The organism is Nonomuraea rubra, from assembly GCF_014207985.1.
GTDB lineage: Bacteria > Actinomycetota > Actinomycetes > Streptosporangiales > Streptosporangiaceae > Nonomuraea > Nonomuraea rubra.
On the sequence record NZ_JACHMI010000001.1, the window covers coordinates 3,790,427 to 3,813,326 of the forward strand.

The 22,900-nt window shown below is 72.6% G+C and carries 27 protein-coding genes; 10 read left to right on the forward strand and 17 right to left on the reverse strand.

Annotated elements, in window-relative coordinates; all coding sequences use genetic code 11:
- Positions 1-172: 172 nt before the first annotated feature.
- Together HD593_RS17310 and HD593_RS17315 are read left to right on the forward strand one after the other, a co-directional pair.
- The gene (locus tag HD593_RS17310) at positions 173-1,834 is read left to right on the forward strand and encodes a 2-isopropylmalate synthase (RefSeq protein ID WP_185111920.1); all 1,662 of its coding nucleotides are present in this window, start codon (positions 173-175) and stop codon (positions 1,832-1,834) included.
- A 15-nt stretch (positions 1,835-1,849) separates the two neighbouring features.
- Positions 1,850-2,356, forward strand: coding sequence for a nucleotidyltransferase domain-containing protein (locus tag HD593_RS17315; protein WP_185103133.1), 507 nt, complete (start codon positions 1,850-1,852; stop codon positions 2,354-2,356).
- Here the strand turns inward: HD593_RS17315 and pyrF are convergent.
- A complete protein-coding gene (pyrF, locus tag HD593_RS17320) occupies positions 2,347-3,171 on the reverse strand; it encodes an orotidine-5'-phosphate decarboxylase (RefSeq protein WP_185103134.1) in 825 nt (274 codons plus the stop codon). The two genes, HD593_RS17315 and pyrF, sit on opposite strands and share 10 nt — an antisense overlap.
- A gap of 107 nt (positions 3,172-3,278) precedes the next feature.
- On the opposite strand from pyrF, the gene HD593_RS17325 reads away from it, so the two are divergent.
- Complete coding sequence (locus tag HD593_RS17325) at positions 3,279-3,764, forward strand: DUF6968 family protein (protein ID WP_185103135.1); 486 nt, start codon at positions 3,279-3,281, stop codon at positions 3,762-3,764.
- 73 nt (positions 3,765-3,837) lie between these two features.
- Here HD593_RS17325 and HD593_RS17330 read toward each other — a convergent pair whose 3' ends face one another.
- Positions 3,838-4,197, reverse strand: a complete 360-nt coding sequence (locus tag HD593_RS17330) for a hypothetical protein (protein WP_185103136.1) — start codon at positions 4,195-4,197, stop codon at positions 3,838-3,840.
- Between the two features lie 62 nt (positions 4,198-4,259).
- Between HD593_RS17330 and HD593_RS17335 the strand changes: the two genes are divergently transcribed.
- Positions 4,260-5,069: an HAD family hydrolase gene (locus HD593_RS17335; protein ID WP_312903514.1), complete on the forward strand. Its 810-nt coding sequence runs from the start codon at positions 4,260-4,262 to the stop codon at positions 5,067-5,069.
- A 153-nt stretch (positions 5,070-5,222) separates the two neighbouring features.
- Here HD593_RS17335 and HD593_RS17340 read toward each other — a convergent pair whose 3' ends face one another.
- The 5 genes from HD593_RS17340 to HD593_RS17360 all read right to left on the reverse strand — a co-directional run bounded on the left by HD593_RS17340 (position 5,223) and on the right by HD593_RS17360 (position 7,072).
- Complete coding sequence (locus HD593_RS17340) at positions 5,223-5,486, reverse strand: hypothetical protein (RefSeq protein WP_185103137.1); 264 nt, start codon at positions 5,484-5,486, stop codon at positions 5,223-5,225.
- A gap of 43 nt (positions 5,487-5,529) precedes the next feature.
- Complete coding sequence (locus HD593_RS17345; RefSeq protein ID WP_312903515.1) at positions 5,530-6,150, reverse strand: TIGR00645 family protein; 621 nt, start codon at positions 6,148-6,150, stop codon at positions 5,530-5,532.
- Positions 6,150-6,296, reverse strand: a complete 147-nt coding sequence (locus HD593_RS17350) for a hypothetical protein (protein WP_185103138.1) — start codon at positions 6,294-6,296, stop codon at positions 6,150-6,152. The genes HD593_RS17345 and HD593_RS17350 overlap by 1 nt, the downstream gene beginning before the upstream one ends.
- A gap of 120 nt (positions 6,297-6,416) precedes the next feature.
- The gene (locus HD593_RS17355; RefSeq protein ID WP_185112768.1) at positions 6,417-6,626 is read right to left on the reverse strand and encodes a hypothetical protein; all 210 of its coding nucleotides are present in this window, start codon (positions 6,624-6,626) and stop codon (positions 6,417-6,419) included.
- Positions 6,627-6,727: 101 nt separating this feature from the next.
- On the reverse strand, positions 6,728-7,072 hold the full coding sequence (locus HD593_RS17360) for a winged helix-turn-helix transcriptional regulator (protein ID WP_246546583.1): 345 nt from the start codon (positions 7,070-7,072) through the stop codon (positions 6,728-6,730).
- Positions 7,073-7,161: 89 nt separating this feature from the next.
- Between HD593_RS17360 and HD593_RS17365 the strand changes: the two genes are divergently transcribed.
- Positions 7,162-7,809, forward strand: a complete 648-nt coding sequence (locus HD593_RS17365; protein ID WP_185103139.1) for an NADPH-dependent F420 reductase — start codon at positions 7,162-7,164, stop codon at positions 7,807-7,809.
- A gap of 157 nt (positions 7,810-7,966) precedes the next feature.
- Here HD593_RS17365 and HD593_RS17370 read toward each other — a convergent pair whose 3' ends face one another.
- Positions 7,967-8,626: an endonuclease V gene (locus tag HD593_RS17370; RefSeq protein WP_185103140.1), complete on the reverse strand. Its 660-nt coding sequence runs from the start codon at positions 8,624-8,626 to the stop codon at positions 7,967-7,969.
- 18 nt (positions 8,627-8,644) lie between these two features.
- On the opposite strand from HD593_RS17370, the gene HD593_RS17375 reads away from it, so the two are divergent.
- Genes HD593_RS17375 through HD593_RS17385 form a run of 3 tightly spaced genes read left to right on the forward strand, consistent with a single transcriptional unit; the run spans position 8,645 to position 13,024 of the window.
- On the forward strand, positions 8,645-10,054 hold the full coding sequence (locus HD593_RS17375; RefSeq protein WP_185103141.1) for an alpha/beta hydrolase family protein: 1,410 nt from the start codon (positions 8,645-8,647) through the stop codon (positions 10,052-10,054).
- On the forward strand, positions 10,012-11,400 hold the full coding sequence (locus tag HD593_RS17380; protein ID WP_246547960.1) for an FAD-dependent oxidoreductase: 1,389 nt from the start codon (positions 10,012-10,014) through the stop codon (positions 11,398-11,400). Before HD593_RS17375 ends, HD593_RS17380 begins: the two co-directional genes overlap by 43 nt.
- 10 nt (positions 11,401-11,410) lie before the next feature.
- The gene (locus tag HD593_RS17385; RefSeq protein WP_185103143.1) at positions 11,411-13,024 is read left to right on the forward strand and encodes an AMP-binding protein; all 1,614 of its coding nucleotides are present in this window, start codon (positions 11,411-11,413) and stop codon (positions 13,022-13,024) included.
- Positions 13,025-13,097: 73 nt separating this feature from the next.
- Here HD593_RS17385 and HD593_RS17390 read toward each other — a convergent pair whose 3' ends face one another.
- The 6 genes from HD593_RS17390 to HD593_RS17415 all read right to left on the reverse strand — a co-directional run bounded on the left by HD593_RS17390 (position 13,098) and on the right by HD593_RS17415 (position 17,750).
- Positions 13,098-13,811 (reverse strand): type 1 glutamine amidotransferase, encoded by a 714-nt coding sequence (locus HD593_RS17390; RefSeq protein WP_185103144.1) that lies wholly within the window; start codon positions 13,809-13,811, stop codon positions 13,098-13,100.
- The gene (locus HD593_RS17395) at positions 13,804-14,202 is read right to left on the reverse strand and encodes a DUF5655 domain-containing protein (RefSeq protein ID WP_185103145.1); all 399 of its coding nucleotides are present in this window, start codon (positions 14,200-14,202) and stop codon (positions 13,804-13,806) included. Before HD593_RS17395 ends, HD593_RS17390 begins: the two co-directional genes overlap by 8 nt.
- 34 nt (positions 14,203-14,236) lie before the next feature.
- Positions 14,237-15,064, reverse strand: a complete 828-nt coding sequence (locus HD593_RS17400; protein ID WP_221524803.1) for a bifunctional 5,10-methylenetetrahydrofolate dehydrogenase/5,10-methenyltetrahydrofolate cyclohydrolase — start codon at positions 15,062-15,064, stop codon at positions 14,237-14,239.
- Positions 15,061-15,663 carry a cyclodeaminase/cyclohydrolase family protein gene (locus HD593_RS17405; RefSeq protein WP_185103146.1) on the reverse strand — a complete coding sequence of 201 codons (603 nt, stop codon included), beginning with the start codon at positions 15,661-15,663 and terminating at the stop codon, positions 15,061-15,063. The genes HD593_RS17400 and HD593_RS17405 overlap by 4 nt, the downstream gene beginning before the upstream one ends.
- Positions 15,664-15,691: 28 nt before the next feature.
- Positions 15,692-16,195, reverse strand: coding sequence for a hypothetical protein (locus tag HD593_RS17410; protein ID WP_185103147.1), 504 nt, complete (start codon positions 16,193-16,195; stop codon positions 15,692-15,694).
- 79 nt (positions 16,196-16,274) lie between these two features.
- Positions 16,275-17,750 carry a M1 family metallopeptidase gene (locus HD593_RS17415; protein ID WP_221524804.1) on the reverse strand — a complete coding sequence of 492 codons (1,476 nt, stop codon included), beginning with the start codon at positions 17,748-17,750 and terminating at the stop codon, positions 16,275-16,277.
- A 176-nt stretch (positions 17,751-17,926) separates the two neighbouring features.
- Here HD593_RS17415 and HD593_RS17420 point away from each other — a divergent pair, with 176 nt between their 5' ends.
- Positions 17,927-18,838, forward strand: coding sequence for an NHL repeat-containing protein (locus HD593_RS17420; protein ID WP_185103149.1), 912 nt, complete (start codon positions 17,927-17,929; stop codon positions 18,836-18,838).
- Positions 18,839-18,878: 40 nt separating this feature from the next.
- Here HD593_RS17420 and HD593_RS17425 read toward each other — a convergent pair whose 3' ends face one another.
- From HD593_RS17425 to HD593_RS17435, 3 genes are all read right to left on the reverse strand, one after another.
- Positions 18,879-19,493: an FMN reductase gene (locus HD593_RS17425; RefSeq protein WP_185103150.1), complete on the reverse strand. Its 615-nt coding sequence runs from the start codon at positions 19,491-19,493 to the stop codon at positions 18,879-18,881.
- Positions 19,494-19,522: 29 nt separating this feature from the next.
- Positions 19,523-20,662: an LLM class flavin-dependent oxidoreductase gene (locus tag HD593_RS17430; protein WP_185103151.1), complete on the reverse strand. Its 1,140-nt coding sequence runs from the start codon at positions 20,660-20,662 to the stop codon at positions 19,523-19,525.
- A gap of 153 nt (positions 20,663-20,815) precedes the next feature.
- Positions 20,816-21,352 carry a CGNR zinc finger domain-containing protein gene (locus tag HD593_RS17435; RefSeq protein ID WP_185103152.1) on the reverse strand — a complete coding sequence of 179 codons (537 nt, stop codon included), beginning with the start codon at positions 21,350-21,352 and terminating at the stop codon, positions 20,816-20,818.
- 245 nt (positions 21,353-21,597) lie between these two features.
- Here HD593_RS17435 and HD593_RS17440 point away from each other — a divergent pair, with 245 nt between their 5' ends.
- Positions 21,598-22,863 carry an MFS transporter gene (locus HD593_RS17440; protein ID WP_221524806.1) on the forward strand — a complete coding sequence of 422 codons (1,266 nt, stop codon included), beginning with the start codon at positions 21,598-21,600 and terminating at the stop codon, positions 22,861-22,863.
- Positions 22,864-22,900 lie beyond the last annotated feature (37 nt).

Sequence of the window (22,900 nt, forward strand, 5' to 3'; positions counted from 1 at the left end):
TGTGGTTAGTCTACCCGTCATGACGTCGTACGGTCGCCTTCTTCTCGGTCGCCGCGGCGGGGCCTGACCGGACCGGCACCCCGCCGCGGTGGTTCGGGTGCCCGCCGGTCCCTCCGTCACGACCGAGAGGGAAGAACACGTGTACGACTGGAACAGGCAGCGCCCCAGCAGCATGCCGTACCACCGCTACCGGCCCGCCCACGAGCGGGTCGAGGTGCCGCTGACCGATCGCGCCTGGCCGGCGCGGCGCATCACCGAGGCGCCGCTGTGGGTGCCCGTCGACCTGCGCGACGGCAACCAGGCCCTGGCCGAGCCGATGGACCCGGAGCGCAAGCGCCGCATGTTCGAGCTGCTCACGGGCCTGGGCTTCAAGGAGATCGAGGTCGGCTACCCCTCCTCCAGCCAGCTGGACTTCGACTTCATCCGCCACCTGGCCACGCCGGGCGCCGTGCCCGAGGACGTCAGCGTGGTGGTGTTCACGCCCGCCAGGCACGACCTGATCGAGCGCACCTTCGCCTCGATCGAGGGCATGTCCCGCGTGGTCGTGCACCTCTACACGCCCACCGCGCCCACCTGGCGCGACGTGGTCCTCGGCCACGACAGGCCCGCGCTGCGCGCGCTGATCAGGGACGCCGCCGGGCACCTCGCCCGCCTCGCGGGCGACCGCGACATCCGCTTCCAGTTCTCGCCCGAGGTGTTCAACCTCACCGAGCCGGACTTCGTCCTGGAGGTCTGCAACGACCTGACCGCCCTGTGGGACGCCTCGCCCGACCGGCCCGTGACCCACAACCTGCCCGCGACGGTCGAGGTGGCCACGCCCAACGTGTACGCCGACCAGATCGAGTACATGCACCGCCACCTCGACCGCAGGGACGCCGTGATCCTCTCCGTGCACCCGCACAACGACCGCGGCACCGGCGTGGCCTGCGCCGAGCTGGCCGTGCTGGCGGGGGCGCAGCGGGTGGAGGGCTGCCTGTTCGGCAACGGCGAGCGCACCGGCAACGTGGACCTGGTGACGCTCGCGCTGAACCTGCACGCCCAGGGCGTCGACCCCATGATCGACCTGTCCGACATCGACGAGGTGCGCATGGTCGTCGAGCACTGCAACCGGCTGCCGGTGCCCGAGCGCCACCCGTACGCGGGCGACCTGGTCTACACCGCCTTCTCCGGCACCCACCAGGACGCCATCAACAAGGGCCTGGCCCACCACGCCAAGCGCGCCGCCGACCTGGGCGTGCCGCCGGAGCAGGCGCCGTGGGAGGTGCCGTACCTGCCGATCGACCCGGCCGACGTGGGGCGCGGCTACCAGGCGGTCATCCGCGTCAACAGCCAGTCGGGCAAGGGCGGCATCGCGTACCTGCTGCACACCCGCTACGGCCTGGAGCTGCCGCGGCGGCTGCAGATCGACTTCTCCTCGGTCGTCCAGCGGGCCACCGACGGCAGCGGCGAGGAGATCACCGCCGGGCAGCTCTGGGAGCTCTTCCACGCCACCTACCTGGCGCCGGGCGAGATCGGCGCGCTGGCGGACTGGAGCACGGTGGAGACCGGGCCGGGCGTGCACGAGTTCACCGGGACGCTGCGCAACGGCCGCCGCCTGAGCGGCACCGGCAACGGCCCGCTGTCCGCGCTGACCGCCGCGCTCGCCGGCGACGGGATCGACGTGGACATCCTGCACTACGCCGAGCACGCCCTGGACCCCGGCAGGGGCAGCCGCGCCATCGCCTACGTCGAGGCCAGGGTGAACGGCACCACCTGCTGGGGCGCGGCCCAGGACACCTCGGTCCTGACCGCCTCGGTGCACGCGGTGCTGGCCGCCGTCCACCGGGCCATCTGACGTACGATCGTCGTCATGTTCGAAGCGAGTGCGGTGCTGGACGTGCTGGAGACGCTGGGGAAGGCGGGCTGCGAGGTCTGGATCGGCGGCGGCTGGGGCATCGACGCGCTCGTCGGCCGCGTCACCAGGGAGCACGGCGACCTCGACCTGCTGCACCGCGCTGAGCAGGAGCCCGCGGCGATCGCCGCGCTGGAGTCGCTGGGATACACCGAGCGCACCGGGGGCGTCGTGCCCGGACGGCCCGCCCGCTTCGTCATGACCGGCCCAGGCGGGCGCGAGCTGGACCTGCACCCGCTGCACTTCCGGCCCGACGGCTCCGCGCTCCAGCGGCTCGACGACGAGGGCGGCGCCTTCACCTACCCCGCGGACGTCTTCGTCACCGGCGAGATCGAGGGTGTGCGCGTGCCGTGCCTGTCAGTGGCCCAGCAGGTGCACTTCCACCAGGGTTACCCCCCGAGGGAGCGCGACCTGCTGGACATGGCGAGCCTGCGCGAGGCGTACGGGGTCGCCACTCACTTCTGAGCGGCGGCGCCGGCCGACAGGTGGGCGGCGCACTCGTCGCGGTACCGCACCGTACGGGCGCGCACCTGCTTCGGGTCGGCCAGCACGGCCCTCGACACCGACGGCACGACCGCGTGGCGCACGGACCCGAACAGCCGCGCCACGTCGGCCGGAGTGGCCCCCTGCGCGCCCAGCCCGGGCGCCAGGATGGGCCCGTTGAGGTCGTCCAGCGAGTGCTCGAGCGCGGGCAGCGTGGCGCCCATCACGACGCCGACGGGCCCGAACGGCGCGTGCCCCGCGTTCGCGGCGGCGGCCCCGGCCAGCACCTGGCCGGCCACGAGCCGCTGCAGCCCGGCCGCCTCCGGGTTGGACGTGCGGGCCAGCACGAACACGCCCGCGTCGTTGGCCATCGCCGAGGTGATCGCGCCCTCCAGCGACCCGAACCCCAGGTAGGGGCTGAGCGTCACGGCGTCGGCGGCCAGCGGGCTGCCCTTGTCGAGGTACGCCTCCGCGTAGGCGGCCATCGTGCTGTCGATGTCGCCCCGCTTGACGTCCAGCAGCACCAGCGTGCCCGACTCGCGCAGGTCGGTGATGGTGCGCTCCAGGACGGCGATGCCGCGGCTGCCCCACCGCTCGAAGAAGGCCGACTGCGGCTTGACCACGGCGGCCACGTCGGCCACCGCCTCCACCACCGTGCGGCAGAACCGCTCCAGCGCCGCGGGGGAGTCGTCGAGGCCCCAGGTGTGGAGCAGGGCGGGGCTCGGGTCGATGCCCACACAGAGCGGCCCGCACTCGTCGAGCCTGGCTCGCAGGCGGGTCCCGAACGACTCGTTCATCTCAGCGCTCCCGTGGGCGAATGGTTCTCCGGCGACGATATGGTACGCGAGCCGCCGTTGCCTAACCGGTGCCGCGCCGAGTCTTCCGCGAGTGGCCCAGGGGGTAGATGAGCGACATGTACGAGATCGCCCACCGGGTGCTGGCGCTGCGCACCGATCCGCCACGGGACGTCGTGGTCACGGTCGGCGTGCCCTACGAGGAACCGACGGGCGAGTGGTCGTGCCCGTACCGGATCGACGGGCTCGACGGATGGGAGCACGAGCGGAAGGTCTCCGGGCTCGACTCGCTGGAGGCGATCGAGCTGGCGATGATCACGGTCAGGGCGGCGGTGACCGGCTCGCACGAGGCCAGGGAGGGCCTGCTGGCCTGGGACGAGGAGCCCGCGGGGCAGCGGCCGCGGACGGTGTACGTGAGCGTGGACAGCGCGCGGAACCTCGCCTACATCGCGATGAAGCACGAGATCGTGCCGGGTGAGGCGCGGCGCCAGGTGGTGGCGGAGGACATCGTCCTCGACTACGGCGACGCCGGGCAGCTCCTGGGCCTGGAGCTCACGGACGCGGCCACGCTGCTCCCCGCGGAGCTGCGCATCTGACCGCTATCGGCTTCTCCGGCCGTCAACGCTGATCGGCCCTGCGCTCTTGTCGGCCCTGCGCTCTTGTCGACCCTCAACGCGACAGCAGCCATCGCCAGCGCGGCAGCTCCATCACCACCGTCACCACGGCCAGCACGGAGACCAGCGCGGCGGCGAACGCGTGCCAGGCCACCCACGCCGCCGCCACGGCGGCCACCACGTGCAGGCCGACCAGCAGGATCGTCACGACGCCCGGCACCGCGACGATCACGTTCCGCTTGTCGCCGGGGGTGGAGAAGACCGTGGGCAGCCCGATCAGCACGATCACCGACAGCACGGCCAGCGGCACGGAGTACGCGGCCAGCGCCCACGGCGTGGCGACCCACGCGACCAGCTCGGTGGCGAACCGGAAGGCGGAGGCGACCCGGTCGTCCGGGCGCGGGGTGGAGGGCACGCGCGTACCTTATCGCTCACCTCCCGGGTGATCCATCCTGGCAAGTCGCGATAATCGCTGCCGTGAGCACCGGAACCTTCCCCCGCATCGTGGCCACCGACCTCGACGGCACCCTCCTGTCCAGCGCGGGCACCGTCACCGCACGTACCAGGCAGGCACTCCAGGCGGCCCGCGCGGCCGGCGCCGAGATCGTCTTCGTCACCGCCAGGGCGCCGCGCGGCGTCGTCGAGATCGCCCGCCAGGCGGGCGTGACCGGCACCGCCATCTGCAGCAACGGCGCCCTCGTGTACGACGTCGCGACCGACGAGATCACCGCCAGCAGCCCCCTCGCCCCCGAGACGGCCCGCAAGGTCATCGAGGCCCTGACCCAGGCGCTGCCCGGCGTCGGCCTGGCCGTCGAGACCGGCAGGAACGTGCTGGCCGAGGCCGCCTACACCAGGCGGGTCGAGCACGACCTGGCGTCCTACCTGGAGGTGCAGTCGGTCTTCGACGGGGGCCGGCCGATCGTCAAGCTGCTGGCCCTGTCACCCGCGCACACGGCGGACGAGATGTACGCGGCCGTGGCGGAGGCGATCGGCGATCTGGCCGAGGTCACGTACTCGGGAGTGGAGGGGCTCCTGGAGATCAGTGCCGCGGGGGTGACCAAGGCCGTCACGCTGGACCGGCTCTGCGCGGAGCGGGGAGTGGCGGCCGGGGACGTGGTGGCGTTCGGCGACATGCCCAACGACCTGGCGGTGCTGCTCTACGCGGGAGCCGGTTACGCGATGGGCAACGCCCATCCGAGGGTGCTGTCGGCGGCCGGGCACCGGACGCTGACGAACGACGAGGACGGCGTGGCCGTGGTGCTGGAGAACCTCCTGGCCGGCCGCTGACGGACGCCCGCCCGCCTGGACGCCCGCCTGCGTGGGCACCCGCCCGGCTGGACGCCCGCCCGCCTGGGTGGCTGCCCGGGGCTCGTCTGGATGCCTGCTTCGGGGGTGTCCGCCGTGGTGCCCGCCCACCCCCGCGGGCGGGCACGTGCGGGCTCACGCGTCGTCGTCCGACACGCGGGAGGTGCCCTCGCAGGTGGCCGGCGACTTGCTGAGCAGCGGAACCACCCCGCCGCAGGTGCTCAACGGCAGCGAGACGGGCTCGACGATCTCGTCATTGAAGATGATCACATCGCCGATCAGCGGCGCCGGGCCCTCCTTCGCGCCGCCGCCGTCGTCCTCGGCGTACGCGCCCGTGCAGCAGAGCAGCGCCAGGGCGACGGCCCCGAGCCCCGCGGCCGCGGTGTTCCTCACCCCCATCCGGGCCTCCGCCCGTGGCACCGCCGCGCGCCGGGCCGCCCAGCTAGGCGGCCATCCGCTCCGGCTGCAGCTGCCCCGGCCGCTCCGCACCGCCCGTGCCGTGCTGCGGGCGGCCACCCTCCATGATGCGATCGATCGCGGCAAGCGCCAGCGCCGAGACGACGAAGGTCAGGTGAATCAGGGTTTTCCATATCAGCTCTCTGTCGGTGATGGTGGGCCTGGCCGCGTTGATGAAGATCTGGAGCAGGTGGATGGAGGAGATGCCGATGATCGCCATGGCCAGCTTGACCTTCAGCACGTTCGCGTTCACGTGGGAAAGCCACTGCGGCTGGTCGGGATGGCCCTCGATGCGCAGCCGCGAGACGAACGTCTCGTAGCCGCCGATGATGACCATGATGAGCAGGTTGGAGATCATCACGACGTCGACGAGGCCGAGGACGATCAGCATGACGGTGGTCTCCGGCGGATGCCCGCCGAAGCCGAGGTGTGCCAGGTGCACCAGCTCCGCCAGGAACCGCCACACGTACACGACCTGAGCGACGATCAGCCCCAGATACAGCGGCACCTGGATCCAGCGGCTGAGGAACATGATGTAGCCGACGCGCCCCAGCATCGTCCGTGGCCCGGCCGGCGAGTCGGCCACGGACAGCTGCGCGAGTCGCACTACGACGTCAGAAGGTTCACGTGCTGGACCATGGTCTCGACGTTGACGAGCGGGGGACCGCCCGAGCCGAGACTGTCGAGATGGAGTGGTGGCGCGCCGCCGGCCAGCGCCAGCGCGGCGATGGCTGCCAGGACTCGGACCTTCAACGGAACTCCTTGCTGCTGCTCTTCGATTGCGGGGACCGGGCGGCGCGGTGATCGCGCCGCCCGCACCGGTGGTTCCGGTCGTCGAGGGGTGGTCCTACGCCGGTGGCCTCTTCCCGGCGGTCAGGGCGCCAGGCAGTTCACCCCGGGCACCTCCGCCGGCACGCCGGGAGCGGTCGGATCGACGAGATGGGTCACCTCGCCGACGGAACCGGTGAGGCACTCGGTGACCATCATCGGGTCGACGACGGCGTACGATGCGGGCGCGGCGAGCACGGTCAGGCCGCACGCGATGACGGCGGCGCCGGCGACCCTGCGGGGAGTGAAGAGCATGGAACCTCCTGGGTAACGGTAATGAACAACCCTCGACTAGCTACCCAGGGTAGTGATTCGGTAACACTCGGTTTAAGTAAAGTGTTGCATGCGCTTGACAGTCACGGCGCGGGCTCGTATCGGTCCTGGGCGGCCATGACCTCGTCCGCGTGGTGGAATGCCCACTCGCCGAACGCCTCGATCGGGCCCAGCAGCGAGCGGCCCAGGTCGGTCAGCTCGTACTCGACCCTGGGCGGCGCCTCGGCGTAGGCACGGCGCGCGACCAGGCCGTTGAACTCCAGGCGGCGCAGCGTCTCGGTCAGCACCTTGACGCTGATGCCGCCGATCTCCTCGCGCAGCCGCCCCGGGCGGCGCGGGCCGTGGCGCAGCGACCAGACGACGACCGCGTTCCAGGTGTTGGCCATCAGGTCGAAGGCGAGTCTGGCCTGGCAGTCGGCAAGGAACAACGGGGGCCTCCGTTAGGCACCGGATGGTGTGTGTCGGGACTTCTAGAGTCCACGTGTTCCAGTAAGCCCTTCTACGACGGAGGACGGACATGAGGATCGGGATCCTGGGCGCGGGCGGCATGGCGGACGCGCTGGGCACGCATTGGGCCCGGGCGGGTCACGAGGTGATGGTGAGCGGGCGGGACCCGGGCCGGAGCGCGGCGCGGGCGGCCCGGATGACCGCTGCGGCGGGTGCGGAGGTGCGGGCCGGGAGCTTCGCGGAGGCGGGCGGGTTCGGGGAGGTCGTGGTGGTCGCGGTCAGGGAGGCCGGGCTGCTCGGTACGCTCCAGGCGGCCGGGGCTGTGCTGCGTGGGAAGGCGCTCGTCGACGTGACCAACGCCAACCCTCAGGAGTTCGACGTCACGCGCTCGCTCGCCCGGCTGATCGGGGACGTCACCGGTGGTCACGTGGTGAAGGCGTTCAACCTGTGCCACGTGGACGTGTGGCGGATGACGCCGCCGGTCTTCGACGGCAGGCCGCTGGCGGTGCCGCTGTGCGGTGACGACCCCGATGCGCTGGCGGCCGTCCGTACGCTCGTCGCCGATCTGGGGTGCACTCCCGTGGACGGGGGTGGGCTGGGGCGGGCGGTGCTGCTGGAGGCGACGGCGGCGTTCATGATCGGGCTGTGGTTCGGCGGCGCCGACGCCCAGGCCGTGCTCCCGCCCCTGGACTCCTCGGGCGCCCATCAACCGGCCTGACCGGATTCGACCGGTGTGAGGGGGCGGTGAGGACGAGCGGCGGTCGGCCTGGACGAGTGGCGGTCGGCCTGGACGAGTGGCGGGCCGGTCAGGGCGGGCGGGCGGCGGGTCGGTCAGGGCGGGTGGCTGCGTGGGCCTCGGACAGGCGGCCGGTCGGTCAGGATGGGTGGCGGGCGAGGTGGTCGGCGCGGCGGATGGGCTCGGGGAGGCGGTAGCGCGGGGTCAGGCGCAGGACCTGGTCCGTGGCGGCGTCCAGCGTGATGCGGTGCCCCTGAGAGACGTACACGGGCTTGATCTCCCGCTGGGTGCGCAGGGCGCGGCCGACCGTGGCGCCGTCGTGGACGATCGGCGTCCAAGCCCCCCGCTCCGGGCCGGGCGGCTCGTGCGTGCCGACGAACGGCGTCTTGCCCACCCCCAGCGCGGGCAGCCCGGTCAGCACGCCCAGGTGGCAGGCCAGGCCGAAGCCGCGCGGGTGCGCCAGCCCGTACCCGTCGCAGACCAGCAGGTCGGGCGTCACCGTGAGCCGTTCGAGCGCCGCCACCAGCGCGGGCAGCTCGCGGAAGGCGAACAGGCCCGGCACGTACGGGAAGGCCGCCTCCCCGTGCGCCACCACCTCCTCCACCGGCTCCAGCGTGCCCGCGTCCAGCACCACCACCGCGGCCGTCAGCTCGTCGTCGCCGTGATAGTGCACGTCCAGCCCGGCCACCAGCGCGAACGTGTCCGGCCCTGTCAGCTCGACCTGCCCGCGGAGCCGGTCCTGGACGGACTCCGCCTCGGCGACACTGGTGGGCCAGGGGTGAAGCTGCTTCACGTGCACCCGGCCTAAGGTATCCCCATGTGCGATGTCCTGGTGATCGTCGGTCCCGGGGTGGCGGTGGACGCCGGGCTGCTCGGCGAGATCGCCCGCCGCGAGTTCGCCGTGCTGGGGGTGCGGGGGAGGATCGTCCGGGCCCGGGACGCCGCGCACCTGAGGTCCCTGATGCGCGAGGAGGCCGTGGTCGTCGTCGTGCCCGCGCCGGGTGAGGAGGCCTCGGCCATGATCACGCAGCCGCCCGGGACCGGGGTGGTGGTGCCGGTGGACCTCGACCGGGTCGAGGGTGCCCGGCACATCCACGGTCGCGGGATCGCGGGGCTGGCGTGGGGGATCCGGCACGCCGTACATCGGGCCCGCCATCCGGACGTGCGGCGGATCGCCTACGGGCCGTCCCCGGAGCAGTGGGGTGACCTGTACCTTCCCGAGAGCCAGGGTGAGGTGCCGGTCGTGGCGCTGATCCACGGCGGGTACTGGCGGTCGATCTGGGCCGCCGACCTCATGGAGGCGCTCTGCGCGGACCTGGCAGGGCGCGGCTTCGCCGTCTGGAACCTGGAGTACCGGCGCCCGGACCTGCACGGCTGGGCCGCGACCAGGCAAGACATCGCCGCCGGCCTGTCCGCCCTCGAACGGATCGGCCCCGCCCCGGCGCCCGGACCGGTCACCGCGGCGGGCCGGCCTGCCCGCCCCGACGCCAGCCCCGCCCGCGCGTCGGGATCCGCTCACGCGTCGGGGTCCGCTCACGCGTCGGGGTCCGCTCACGCGTCGGGATCCGCCCGCGCGTCGGGATCCGCCCGCGCGTCGGGATCCGCCCGCGCGTCGGGATCCGCCCGCGGGCAGGAAGCGGCCACCGTGCCGGGAGCGGCCGGCGCGTCCGGCCAGGGGGCTGTGCGGGGGCCGGTGCTCGACCTGGATCGGGTCGCGGTGGCCGGGCACTCGGCGGGTGCCCAGCTCGCCCTGCGCGCCGTGGCCGACGGGGCGCGCGTGGCCCTGGCGGTGTCGCTGGCGGGCGTCCTGGACCTGGTCGAGGCGGACCGCCGCTGGCTCAGCCACGGCGCGGTCGCCGCCGTCCTGGGCGACGCCTACTCCGGCACGCGGGACGCCAAACCCGGCACGCGGGACGCCAGACCCGGCGCGCGGGACGGCGGGTCCGGTGCGGCGGGCGGTGACCCCGCCGAGGAGCTGCCCGGCGGCGAGCTGTACGCCTCCTCCCCCCTGCACCGCCTCCCCCTGGGCGTCCCCCAGCTCGTCGTCCAGGGCAGGGCCGACGACGTGAACCTGGTCGACTTCTCCCGCCGCTACACCGCCGCCGCCCGCCGGGCAGGCGACGACGTGACGTACCTGGAGCTGCCCGGCGACCACCAGGACGTCATCACCCCCGGCACCCCGATCTGGCAGGCCACGGCCCAGGCCATCACCGCCGCGTTCGCCTAGACAACCCCGGCCCACCGCCGTACGAAGAAGAGATGGAGGTCACGATCGTCGGCGCCGGGCTGGTCGGCTGCCTGCTCGCCTGTTACCTGGCCCGCCGAGGCCACCACGTCACCCTGTACGAACGCCGCCCCGACCCGAGGGACCGCGGCCCCGACCGCGGCAGGTCGATCAACCTGGCCATCTCCCAGCGCGGCATCGACGCCCTGCGCCGCCTCGGCCTCGACGGCAAGGTCCTGCACGCGGCGCTGCCCATGGCGGGCCGGATGATGCACGCCCCCGACGGCGCCCTCACCTTCCAGCCGTACAGCGCCGACCGGTCGCACGCGATCAACTCCATCGGCCGCGCCGACCTCAACCGGGAGCTCCTGGAGGCGGCGACCGCGCAGCCGGGCGTGGAGGTGCGGTTCGGGTGCCGGCTGACCGGGCTGGACGAGCGTACGGGGCGGCTGCGGTTCGAGTCGGGCGAGGAGGTGGACGCCGGGGTGGTGATCGGCGCGGACGGGGCGTACAGCGCGGTGCGGGCCAGGCTGCAGCAGCTCCCCGGCGTGAGCTTCAGCCAGGAGTACCTGGACTACGGCTACAAGGAGCTGACGATCCCGGCCAGGAACGGCGAGTTCGTCATGGATCCGGGCGCGCTGCACATCTGGCCGCGCGGCCGGTCCATGATGATCGCCCTGCCGAACCCGGACCGCTCGTTCACCTGCACCCTGTTCTGGCCGCACGACACGCTCGCCGCCCTCGACACGCCGCAGCGGATCAGGGCGTACTTCGCCGAGCACTATCCCGACGCGTTCGGGCTGATGCCCGGCCTGGTCCCCGACTACCAGGGGAACCCGGTCGGCCACCTGGTCACGATGCGCTGCTCGCCGTGGCACGCGGGGGTCGGGAACGCCGTGGTCGGGCTGGTCGGCGACGCCGCGCACGCCATCGTGCCCTTCTACGGGCAGGGCGCCAACTGCGGCTTCGAGGACTGCGTCGAGCTGGACCGCTGCCTGGACGAGGCGGGCGACGACTTCCCGAGGGCGCTGGAGCTGTTCGAGCGGCGCAAGGCCGACACCGACGTGATCGCCAGGCTGGCGCTGGACAACTTCGTGGAGATGCGCGACAAGGTCGGCTCCCGGCTGTTCCTGGCGGGCAAGCGGCTGGAGCACGCGCTGGAGCGGGTGCTGCCCGGCTACGTCTCGCGCTACGAGCTGGTGTCGTTCTCGACGACCCCGTACTCGCAGGTGGAGCGGCGGGTCACCTGGCAGCGGCGGGCCGTGGTGGCCGCGGGCGCGGCGCTCGTGGCGCTCGCGTTCGCGGCGCGTCGCAGCCGGGGTCTGGTGCGTACGCCGGAAGCCGACTGACACTGTGGTCATGCTGTCGTACTCCAGCGCCACCGCCGACACCCCGCTTCTCGGCGAGACCATCGGCGCGAACCTCGAACGAACCGTGGCCCGCTTCGGCGACCGGGAAGCCCTCGTGGACGTTCCCGCGGGCCGCAGGTGGACCTACACGCAGCTCAACGCCGACGTGGACGACCTGGCGAGGTCCCTGCTGGCCAGGGGTGTCGCGAAGGGCGACAGGGTGGGCATCTGGGCGCCCAACAGGGCCGAGTGGGTGATCGTCCAGTACGCCACCGCCAAGATCGGCGCGATCCTCGTCAATGTCAATCCGGCCTACCGCACCCACGAGCTGCGGTACGTGGTCGAGCAGTCGGGCATGCGGCTGCTGATCAGCGCCCTGGCGCACAAGGGCAGCGACTACCGGGCCATGGTCGGGGAGATCGGCTTCACGGACGTCGTCTACCTGGACGATCCGAGCTGGGACGCCCTGACCGCCGTCAAGGCGGACCCGGCGGCGCTGGCGGCCCGCAAGACGGAGCTGGCCTGCGACGACCCGATCAACATCCAGTACACCTCCGGCACCACCGGCTTCCCCAAGGGTGCGACGCTGTCGCACCACAACATCCTCAACAACGGCTTCTTCGTCGGCGAGCTGATCCACTACACCGAACGGGACCGGGTGTGCCTGCCGGTGCCCTTCTACCACTGCTTCGGCATGGTCATGGGCAACCTGGGCGCCACCTCCCACGGCTCCTGCATCGTCATCCCGTCGCCGGGCTTCGACCCCGAGGCCACGCTGCGCGCGGTGGAGGAGGAGCGGTGCACGTCCCTGTACGGGGTGCCGACGATGTTCATCGCCGAGCTGGCACTGGCCGCGAAGTTCGACCTGTCGTCCCTGCGCACGGGCATCATGGCCGGCTCGCCCTGCCCGGTGGAGGTGATGAAGCGGGTCGTCGGCGAGATGAACATGCGCGAGGTCGCCATCTGCTACGGCATGACCGAGACCTCACCCGTGTCCACGATGACCAGGTCCGACGACGACCTGGCCCGCAGGACCGAGACGGTCGGCCGGGTGATGCCGCACGTCGAGGTGAAGATCGTGCACCCGGAGACCCGGCTTACCGTGCCCAGGGGCGAGCCGGGCGAGCTGTGCACGCGGGGCTACTCGGTCATGCTCGGCTACTGGGACGAGCCGGAGAAGACGGCCGAGGCCATCGACGCGGCGCGGTGGATGCGTACCGGGGACCTGGCGACCATGGACGACGACGGCTACGTGAACGTGGTCGGCCGGATCAAGGACATGATCATCAGGGGTGGCGAGAACGTCTATCCGCGCGAGATCGAGGAGTTCCTGTACGGGCATCCGGACATCGCCGACGTCCAGGTCATCGGGGTGCCCGACGAGCGGTACGGCGAGGAGGTCATGGCCTGGGTGATCATGCGGCCGGACACGGAGCCGCTGACGGCCGAGCGGGTCCGGGAGTACTGCGCCGGGCGGCTGGCGCACTTCAAGATCCCCCGGTACGTGCGCGTGGTCGAGGAGTTCCCGCTCACGGTGACCGGCAAGATCAGGAAGGTGGAGATGCGGGAACGCTCGATCGAGCTGCTCGGCCTCCAGAGCGCGGCGGCCGTCCAGAACGCCTGACCGCCCCCGAACGCCTGGCCGCTCGGAATGCCTGGCCGCCCGGAATGCCTGGCCGTTCGAAACGCCTGACCGCTCAGGCGGCGCCGCTGGCGCGGGCGGTCGCCTGAGCGGCGACGAGGGCGGCGAAGCGGCCGGTCACCGTGCGCCAGATCGGCGTGGAGACCGGCTCGTCCGCCACCGCCCGCGCGTACACCTCGTCGGGATCGAACCCCTCCACCCGCCACTCCCGGATCCGCGCGGGCAGTACCTCCGGATGGAACTGCACGCCCCACGCCCGCTCGCCCACCCGGAACGCCTGGTACGGGCAGCTCGCGGTCTCCGCCAGGTGCACGGCCCCGCCGGGCAGGCGGACGACGGCGTCCTTGTGGTGCTCGATCGCGGGCACCACCGGCGGCAGGCCGTGGAAGAGCGGATCGGTGGCCGCCTCGGGCCTGATCGTGACCGGCAGGCTGCCGTTCTCCGGCGCGCCCGCGTCGCCGCGCACCTCACCGCCGGCCACCTGCGCGAGCATCTGCCCGCCCAGGCAGATGCCGAACACCGGCACCCCGCCGGCCAGCGCCTGCCCCATCAGCCGCCGCGCGTCACGCAGCCACGGGGCCCGGTCGTCCTCGCCGGGCAGGTAGCCGCCGCCGAGCATGATCATGGCGTCGTGGCCGAGGCGATCCGGCAGCGGCGCACCGGCGTGGGCGGGCACGACGTCGAGCGTGAGGCCGGCCTCCTCCAGCCAGCCGGCCAGGCGGCCGGGGCCGCCGCTCGTGCTGTTCTGGACGACGAGGACGTCAGCCATCGTAGGCCTCCTCCATGAGATCGAGCAGGTGCTGGTCCACGTCCTCGACGCGGGTGAGCTTGAAGAAGTGCCAGACGTGGCCGTCCGGCATGGGCAGCGTCCTGGAGACCAGCGCGTGCTCGGCCCGCCGGGGGAGCACCAGCGCCAGTGACAGGCTGCGGGCCTTCGGGCGGATCTCGGCGAACTTGCGCTCGCTCTTGAGGAACACCCCGACCCGCACCGCGTCCTCGTGGACCGGGCCGAGCCCGCCGACCAGCCGGTCGTAGATCTCCCGGTAGACCGGCGGGTGCGGCGCGAACGTCTCCTCCACCGTGCAGCCCGGCACGCACACGTGCGACTGCCGGGCGCGGGCGAACTCCCGGTCGCACTCGGGGCAGACCCAGCGGGTCACGCGATCACCGGCCGGGCCGGCCGGGCGGAACGGGTCACGGCAGGTTCGCCGCCCTGGCGGTGTGGCGGAGCAGAAGGGCGGTGGTGACAGGGCCGACGCCGCCCGGCACCGGGGTGAGCGCGCCCGCCACCCCCGAGACGGCCTCGAAGTCGACGTCGCCGGTCAGCCCGCCGTCGTCGGTCGGGTTGGTGCCCACGTCGATCACCACCGCGCCCGCCGCCACGTGCGCGGCCCCGATCAGCCCGGCCCGCCCGGCGGCCGCGACCAGCACCTCGGCCTGCGAGGTGACGGCCGCCAGGTCGCGGGTGCGGGAGTGGCAGACGGTGACCGTGGCGTGCCGGTCGAGCAGCAGGTGTGCCAGCGGCTTGCCCACCACCGTCGAGCGGCCGACCACCACGGCCCGCCGCCCGGCCAGCTCCACCTCGTGGTGGTCGAGCAGCGCCAGCACGGCCGCCGCCGTGGCGGGCGGGAACGCGGGCAGCCCGGCCGCCAGCCGGCCGAGCGAGAGCGGGTTGGCGCCGTCGACGTCCTTGCGCGGGTCGATGGCCGCGGCCAGCTCCTGCGCCGAGGCGCCGGGAGGCAGCGGGGTCTGCAGCATGAGGCCGTGGACCTGCGGGTCGGCCGACAGCCTGGCCAGCGTCTCGGCGATCTGGTCGGGGGCGGCGCCGGGGCCCAGGTCCACCACGTCGCAGGCGATGCCGGCGCCTGCCGCCGCCTTGGCGATCGAGCGGACGTACCACAGGCTGGCCTCGTCGGCGGTGGCCACGACCACGGCCAGCCTCGGCTGCACGCCCGCGGCGGCCTCGGCCTGCGTCTGGGCCCTGATCGCGGCGGCCAGGTCCTTGCCGGTCAGCGTCTTCAAGAGATCTCCTCGCGTACCTCGGCGGTGACCCAGTCTGCCCTGGCGACGGCCGCCTCCACGCCGGAGACGCGGATGTTCAGCTCCTCGCGTACCCGCTCGTCCTTGATGCCGCGCAGGTTGATCTCGACGTTCACCCTGGCCGTGGTGAGGGCGGCGCGGGCCGCCTCGGCGGCGGCGGCCACGTCGGTGACGACGTTGCGGTTGCCGATCGGCAGCAGCAGCTCGCACAGCTCGATCACGCGCGTGGCGGCCTCGATGACCCTCGCGGGCGGCTCTGCCGCGCCCTTCAGCGCCCTGGCGATGGCGGCGCTGCGCTCCTCGCCCTTGGGCAGCCGGTAGGCGTCGGCGACCGCGGTGAAGGCCGCCGCGTCCTCCTCTGCCAGCCGCAGCGACCGCGCCCGCAGGGTGTCGGTCTCGGCGATCACGGCCACGACGGTCTCGGCGTGGCCGGCGTACTTCTCGCCGGTGGTGTAGCGGGCCACCATGCCGAGCAGCGCGGCGGCCTGTGCCGCGTGCAGGGCCGCCGTGGCGCCGCCCCCGGGCGCGGGCACCCGGTCGGCGAGCTGGTCGAGGAAGTCGACGATCTTCAAGTCGCGCATGGCCGCATTCTGCCAGGCCACGCGTGGCTCACTCGCGGTACATCGGCCGTGTGGCGTCCTCGGAGCCGCTGCGCGGCGGCAGGTACGGCGACTGCGGCGACGCCGAGCCCCACGACGACTCGTACTCGTCGGGCTCGGCCAGGTCGCGTGCCGGGCCCCGCCAGCGGGACGGGAACAGCGAGGCCACCAGCAGCGTCACGCCGACCACGATCAGCAACCCCGAGTAGGCCGAGGTGGTGAAGCCGTTCCTGAACACCGCGGGCAGCAGGTCCGTGGGCAGCAGCCGCACCCCGGAGACCATCTCCACGAAAGGCATGACCCCGATGGCGGTGAAGGCCAGGCCGCCGAGCAGCGAGGCCACGGGCGACAGGCGCGATCCGGCCAGGAACGCCAGGACGATCGCCGTCGCGGCGAGCACGCCGACCGCGATCCAGGAGATCCGGAAGGACTGCTGCGCCTGCAGGGTGAGGTCGCCGACGCCGTACCACAGGCCGGCGGCGACGAGGGGCGGGAGGAGCAGTCCCGCGACCACTCCCAGAGCGTGACGGGCACCGTTTGACATGACTAACCCCGTTTGTTTGGCTCTGTCCCAACCTACTCTCTGGGGTACGTCAGCGTGGAGTGGTCTTCGAGTCCAGCCACGTGTTGATGAGTTTCGTGAAGTTCCGCCCGGTGTGCTCGTTGATCCACTTCACGAACGCGGCCCTGTCCTGGGTGGTGTTGCGGTGCTCCTGGGGCCAGGCCCTGGTCATCGCCCAGAACTTCCGGTCGCCGAGCCGCTCCCTGATCTCGTGCAGCATGATCGCGGGGCTGTAGTAGACGTTGCTCTGGCCGAACGCGTCGCGCCGGTAGTCGCCCGGAGGTCCGTTCTCCCTGCGCAGCTCGGCATCGTAGGCCCGGATGTTGCCGATGAACTCGTCGATCGTGCCGTCCTCGTGGTCGGCGTACCACTGCATCTCGAAGTACATGGCGAAGCCCTCGTTCAGCCACATGTCGCGCCAGGTGCGCGGCGTGACCGTGTCGCCGAACCAGTGGTGCGCCAGCTCGTGCGCCACCACCGACGGCTCCATGTAGCGCGGCCCGAGCGCGATCATCTGCTGCGTCTCCATGCCGGAGTCGCTGGTGGCCACCAGCCCGGCGCTCGGGAACGGGTAGGGCCCGAGCTTCTTCTCCAGCCACCGCATGATCGACGGCATCCGCCGCGCCACCGGCAGCTGCTCGGCCACGTCCTGCGGCCGGATCCAGTACGTGATCGGGATCCCGCGCGGCCCCTTGTCCCTGAACATCCTGAACTTGTCGGCCGCGAACACCGTCAGGTAACTGGCCACGGGGTCGGTCGACTCCCACCGGAACGTGCTGGCCTTGCCCTCGGTGGTCTTCCCCCTGTACGTGCCGTGCGCGACCCCCGACCAGCCCTTCGGCACGGTGATCGCCACGTCGTAGAGTGCCTCGTCCGACGGGTGGTCGTTGACCGGGAACCAGGTGAACGCCCCGAACGGCTCCTGCAGCGCCCACGCCCTGCCCCCGCTCCCGATCCGGAAGCCGAGCATGGAGATGTCCTTGCGCCGCTGCTTGGAGTCCACGGGCTTCGGCCTGCCGTGGTAGCGCACGGTCACGACCGTGCCCTCGTCGGCCTCCAGCGGCTCGGCCAGCGGGATCGTCAGGTCGTCGTACTTGCGGGTCGCCCTGACCCGCGTGCCGTCCACCGTGACCTCGTCCACGTTGAGCGCGCGCCCGAAGTCCAGCTTGACCCGGCTGATGGGCCTGGCAGCGCGCACCGTGAGCTTCGCCGTGCCGGTCAGCGTGCGGGTGCCCGGCTTCCAGTCCAGCGCCAGGTCGTAGTGGAGCACGTCGATCGACGGGTTGCCGTAGGCCGGGTAGACGGGGTCGGCGACGGGCCGCGACCGGCCCTGCTCGTACGCGCTCAGGTCGACCGCCGGCCGCCGCTCGGCCTGGGCGGGGCTCGCGGCCGGGCTCGCCGGACCGGCGGGACCGGCCGACGTGGCCACGGGTGCGGGCGGCGCGGGCCGGGGCGCCGTGCAGGCCGACGCGGCCAGCGAGACGGTCACCAGGGACAAGACGGTCATCAGGGATAAAGGGGGCCTCCGCATTCGGGCCAAGGTAGTGACGGCCGCTGAGCGGCCACAACGGGTTTTCCATTTCGTGATCAGGAAGGCGGAGCTTCCCGACCGTTGCTGAAAGGTCCCTGTGAAGCCACCCATGGGTCTTTGCCGCGGCCGGTCGCTTGGGCATCGTGGGCCGCATGAGATCCGCGATCCTGAAGACCGCACTCGGCAGTGCCTTGATCGTCGTCCTGCTCGGCGGAGTGCCGGCGCAGGCGGCGGCGAAGCCCGACACGTTCCCGCTGCCCAACGGGTTCCAGCCGGAGGGCATCGCGATCGGGGGCCACTACGCCTACTTCGGCTCACGCGCGACCGGTGACATCTACCGGGCCGACCTGCGTACCGGGAAGGGAGGCGTGATCAGCAAGGGGCCTGGCACGCAGTCGCTCGGGCTCAAGACCGACGGGCGCGGACGGCTGTTCGTGGCCGGGGGCAACGCAGGGAACGCCCGGGTGATCGACCTGCGTACCGGGGCGGTCGTCAAGTCGTACCAGCTCGCCACCGGCACGTCGTTCGTCAACGACGTGATCCTCTTCCGCGGCGCCGCGTACTACACCGACTCGGCCAACCCCGTGCTCTACAAGCTGGACCTCGGCCGGGGCGGCGCGCTGCCGGACGAGGCCGTCCCGATCCCGCTCAGCGGCGCGATCCAGTACACGACCGGCAACAACGCCAACGGCATCGCCCCCAGCCCCGACGGCAGGTCGCTGCTGATCGTCCAGTCCAACACCGGCAAGCTGTTCGAGGTGAACCCGTCCTCCGGCGTCACCACCGAGGTGGACCTGGGCGGCGAGACGCTGGTCAACGGCGACGGCCTGCTCCTGGCCGGCCGCACCCTGTACGCCGTCCAGAACCGCCTGAACGCGGTCGCCGCGATCGGTCTGGCCCGCGACGGCGCCTCCGGCAAGCTCATCAGGCGGCTGACCGACGACAGGTTCGACGTCCCGACGACCGTCGCCGCCTACGGCCACCGCCTCTACCTGCCCAACGCCCGCTTCACCACCACCCCGACCCCCGACACCACCTACGACGTGGTCGCCATCAAGCCCTGACGCCCGCTTCGAGCGTCCCGGATTCCGGGGCGCTCAAGGGCTACTCCACGGGCCGCAGCGCCGCGAGCTGCTGCTCGAACGGCACCACGGCCTCCTCTTCAGGCTCCCGGGGAGCCCGGTGCGACAGCAGGTCGGCCAGCTCCTGCGCGGCGCGGGCGATGCGCTCGCCGAGGCCGTCGGTGAACGGGTCCCGGCCGTGCGATCCGGCGGAGCCCCAGTCCTCCGCGGCCGCGTACACGGCGGTCGGGACGACCACCGCGCGCAGGTACGCGAACAGCGGCCGCAGCGCGTGCTCCAGGGCCAGCGAGTGCCGGGGCGTGCCCCCGGTGGCCGCGATCAGCACGGGCTTGCCGGCCAGCGCGCCGTTGTCGATCACGTCGAAGAACGACTTGAACAGGCCGCTGTACGAGCCGCTGAAGATCGGCGTGACGACGACGAGACCGTCCGCCTGTGTCACGGCCTCGACCACCTCGCGCAGGCGGGTGTTCGGGAAGCCGGTGACGAAGTTGTTCGCGATGTCCACGGCCAGGTCGCGCAGCTCGACCACGCGGACCTCCACCTCCGCCCGCTGCGCCACCGCCTCGGTCAGGCGGTCGGCCAGCAGTCGGGTGGAGGAGGGCTGCGTCAGCCCCGCCGAGACGACGACGAGCTTCATGGTTCTCCTTCGGGGGGTCGAGGTCGGCTTCAGGCGCCGACAGGGGCTTCGGGCGCCTCTACGTTCTCGGCGTTCTCGGCGTCCTTGGCGCTCTCGGCGTTCCTGGCCGCGAGCAGGGAGGCGTGGGTGGGCGCGCCGGGGACCTCGGCCGGGCGGTCCTTGGCGAACTCCTTGCGCAGCACCGGCACCACCTCCTCGCCGAGGAGGTCGAGCTGCTCCAGCACGGTCTTCAGCGGCAGGCCGGCGTGGTCCATGAGGAAGAGCTGGCGCTGGTAGTCGCCGAAGAACTCCCTGAACTCCAGCGTCCTGTCGATGACCTGCTGCGGGCTGCCCACGGTCAGCGGCGTCTCGGCCATGAACTCCTCCAGCGACGGCCCGTGGCCGTACACGGGGGCGACGTCGAAGTACGGGCGGAACTCGCGCACCGCGTCCTGCGAGTTCTTGCGCATGAACACCTGCCCGCCCAGGCCCACCACCGCCTGCTCGGGCGTGCCGTGGCCGTAGTGCGCGTACCGCTGCCGGTAGAGGCTGATCAGGCGCATGAAGTGCTCCTTCGGCCAGAAGATGTTGTTGGCGAAGAAGCCGTCGCCGTAGTAGGCGGCCTGCTCGGCGATCTCGGGGCTGCGGATCGAGCCGTGCCAGACGAACGGCGGCACCCCGTCGAGCGGGCGCGGCGTGCTGGTGAAGCCCTGCAGCGGCGTGCGGAAGCGGCCCTCCCAGTCCACGACGTCCTCGCGCCACAGCTTGTGCAGCAGCGCGTAGTTCTCGATGGCCAGCGGGATGCCCTGACGGATGTCCTGCCCGAACCACGGGTACACCGGCCCGGTGTTGCCGCGGCCCAGCATGAGGTCCACCCGGCCGTCGGCCAGGTGCTGCAGCATGGCGAAGTCCTCGGCGATCTTCACCGGGTCGTTCGTCGTGATCAACGTCGTGGCGGTCGACAGCTGCAGCCGCTCGGTCTTCGCCGCGATGTAGCCGAGCATCGTGGTGGGGGACGACGGCACGAACGGCGGGTTGTGGTGCTCACCGGTCGCGAAGACGTCCAGCCCGACCTCTTCCGCCTTGAGTGCGATCGCCACCATCGCCTTGATCCGCTCGTGCTCGGTCGGGGTCCTGCCGTTGGTGGGGTCCGTGGTGACGTCGCCCACGCTGAAGATACCGAACTGCACTTTAGTCACCAACCCTGACTGTTGAATCTTTGACGGCTACGGTAGCGTCCGCACCTCCTCAGATATTCCACCATGCGTTCAGCCCGTGCTGTCGGGCGCGGAAGGCTGCCCTGCGTTCAGCCGTGCTGCCGGGCGCGGAAGGCTACCCTGCGTTCAGCCGTGCTGCCGGGCGCGGAAGGCCGCCGCCTTGGCCCGGTTGCCGCAGCCGCGCATGTCGCACCAGCGGCGTGTACGCCGGTGCGAGGCGTCGACGTACAGCCGCGTGCACGGAGCCGCCTCGCACTCCCTGACCAGCCCGGCCTGCGGGCCGCCCAGCAGCTCGGCCGCCGCCCGTGCCGTACTGGACAGCGCCGCGCGCAGGTCGCCGCCGCGTTCCACGCCCCGCTCGCCGAGCAGCACGCCCGCCGGCGCGTGCCGCGCGGCGGCGTTGAGCGTCTCGCGGTCGGCGGGGTCCGGGGCACTTCCGGTACGGGCCGCGGACGCCAGCCGGTAGATCGCCTCCCGCAACGCCCTCGCCTCCGCCAGGTCGCCCTCGCTCACCGCCGGGCGGACGTCGAGCAGCCCGGCCGCGACCGTCCAGCGGGCCAGGTCGGCGGGCGTCGCCAGCAGGTCGATGCGCTCGCCGCGCCGGTGCCCGAGGGTGCCGGCCAGGTCGAGCCCGAGGTTCCCGCTGATGAAGGTGAAGTCCATGACCTCGATAGTAACCGCATTGACAAGTTACTTTCGGGGCTGCCAGGGTGAGTAACCGCCAAATCCGGTTATTTCGCGTGAAGGTGGGTTTGATGACGACGGTGGAGACGGACTCGCCTGACGGGCGAGGCCCAGGTGTGCTGCGCGGGACGGGCGCAGGGCGAGGTCCGGGTGAGCGGCCGACGGCGGGCACAGGGCGAGGCCCGGGCGCGCGGTGGAGGGCGGGCGCAGGGCGAGGCCGCGGCGTGGGGTGGGATCGGCCCGGCTACGGGCCCCGGCATCGGTGGGTCGTGCTGGCCGTCGGCGTCGGGGCGCAGGCGGCCTTCGCGGCGATGTTCTCCGGCATTCCCGTCACCGGGGTGTCGATGCGGGCCGGTTACCACCTGTCCACGGAGCAGCTCGGTCTGGTGCTGGCCTGCCTCGGGCTCGGGGTGGCGGCCTCCGATCTCGTGTGGGGGCTGCTGACGGATCGCTTCGGGGACCGGCGCGTCCTGCTCACGGGGCTGACCGCGACGGGCGCGCTGCTGGCGGTGATGGCCGCCGCCGTGACCCCGTCGGACGGCGCGGGCGTGGCCCTGCTCGCCCTCTGCCTGGCCCTCGCCGGCGCGCTCGGCGGCAGCGTCAACGGGGCCTCGGGACGGGCGGTCATGACCTGGTTCGGGGAGGGGGAGCGGGGGTTCGCGATGAGCATCCGGCAGACGGCCATCCCGGTGGGCGGGGCGATCGGGGTGGCGCTGCTGCCATGGCTGGCGGGCTCCTACGGCTTCGGCACCGCCTACGCCGCATCGGCCGCCTGCTGCCTCGCCGCGGCGGCGGCCACCTGGCGCTGGCTCCACGAACCGCCGACGTCACCGGCGGCCCTGCCGGCCTCGGACGGCGACGGCCCGCGCGCATCGGTCCCGCGTGCCTCTGGCGGCGAGGGCCCGCGCACGACGGCCCCGTCCCCCCTCAGGCGCTGGGACGTGTGGCGGCTGGCCCTGGCGGGCGCCCTGCTCACCGTCCCCCAGTTCGCCGTCCTCTCCTTCACCGCGATCTTCCTGCACGACGTCAAGGGCGAGGACGCCACCCTGGCCAGCGTCACCGTCGTCATCGCCCAGCTGGGCGGCGGCGCGGCCCGCATCTGGACCGGCCGCCGCACCGACCGCACAGGCACCCGCCGCACCCACATCAGGGCCATCGGCACCCTGGCCGGCCTCGCCATGGCAGGCGCCGCGGTGCTCACCGACGCCCCCACCCCGCTCACCGTCACCGCCCTGGCCCTCGCCGGCCTCCTGGCCAACTCCTGGCACGGCGTCGCCTACACCGAGATCGCCGCCATGGCGGGCGCGTCCAGGGCCGGCACCGCCCTCGGCCTCCTGGGCACCACCCTGTTCGCGATGGGCTTCGTGACCCCGCTGCTCATCCCCCTGATCATCACCCACGCCTCCTGGGCGGCGGTCTGGGCCCTGGCCGCCGCAGCCTCCCTCCTCGCCGTCCCGCTGGCCCCTGGCGAGGCGAGAGCACGCCGGTGAGGCCGGAGTCGGCATGAGGTCGGAGTCGGCATGAGGT

What these genes read in the sequence shown, in the direction of transcription:
- HD593_RS17310 (WP_185111920.1), top strand. Translation starts at nt 173, where the DNA reads ATGCCGTACCACCGCTACCGGCCCGCCCACGAGCGGGTCGAGGTGCCG.
- HD593_RS17315 (WP_185103133.1), top strand. Translation starts at nt 1,850, where the DNA reads ATGTTCGAAGCGAGTGCGGTGCTGGACGTGCTGGAGACGCTGGGGAAG.
- pyrF (WP_185103134.1), bottom strand. Translation starts at nt 3,171, where the DNA reads ATGAACGAGTCGTTCGGGACCCGCCTGCGAGCCAGGCTCGACGAGTGC.
- HD593_RS17325 (WP_185103135.1), top strand. Translation starts at nt 3,279, where the DNA reads ATGAGCGACATGTACGAGATCGCCCACCGGGTGCTGGCGCTGCGCACC.
- HD593_RS17340 (WP_185103137.1), bottom strand. Translation starts at nt 5,486, where the DNA reads ATGGGGGTGAGGAACACCGCGGCCGCGGGGCTCGGGGCCGTCGCCCTG.
- HD593_RS17355 (WP_185112768.1), bottom strand. Translation starts at nt 6,626, where the DNA reads ATGCTCTTCACTCCCCGCAGGGTCGCCGGCGCCGCCGTCATCGCGTGC.
- HD593_RS17365 (WP_185103139.1), top strand. Translation starts at nt 7,162, where the DNA reads ATGAGGATCGGGATCCTGGGCGCGGGCGGCATGGCGGACGCGCTGGGC.
- HD593_RS17375 (WP_185103141.1), top strand. Translation starts at nt 8,645, where the DNA reads ATGTGCGATGTCCTGGTGATCGTCGGTCCCGGGGTGGCGGTGGACGCC.
- HD593_RS17385 (WP_185103143.1), top strand. Translation starts at nt 11,411, where the DNA reads ATGCTGTCGTACTCCAGCGCCACCGCCGACACCCCGCTTCTCGGCGAG.
- HD593_RS17390 (WP_185103144.1), bottom strand. Translation starts at nt 13,811, where the DNA reads ATGGCTGACGTCCTCGTCGTCCAGAACAGCACGAGCGGCGGCCCCGGC.
- HD593_RS17405 (WP_185103146.1), bottom strand. Translation starts at nt 15,663, where the DNA reads ATGCGCGACTTGAAGATCGTCGACTTCCTCGACCAGCTCGCCGACCGG.
- HD593_RS17415 (WP_221524804.1), bottom strand. Translation starts at nt 17,750, where the DNA reads ATGACCGTCTTGTCCCTGGTGACCGTCTCGCTGGCCGCGTCGGCCTGC.
- HD593_RS17420 (WP_185103149.1), top strand. Translation starts at nt 17,927, where the DNA reads ATGAGATCCGCGATCCTGAAGACCGCACTCGGCAGTGCCTTGATCGTC.
- HD593_RS17425 (WP_185103150.1), bottom strand. Translation starts at nt 19,493, where the DNA reads ATGAAGCTCGTCGTCGTCTCGGCGGGGCTGACGCAGCCCTCCTCCACC.
- HD593_RS17435 (WP_185103152.1), bottom strand. Translation starts at nt 21,352, where the DNA reads ATGGACTTCACCTTCATCAGCGGGAACCTCGGGCTCGACCTGGCCGGC.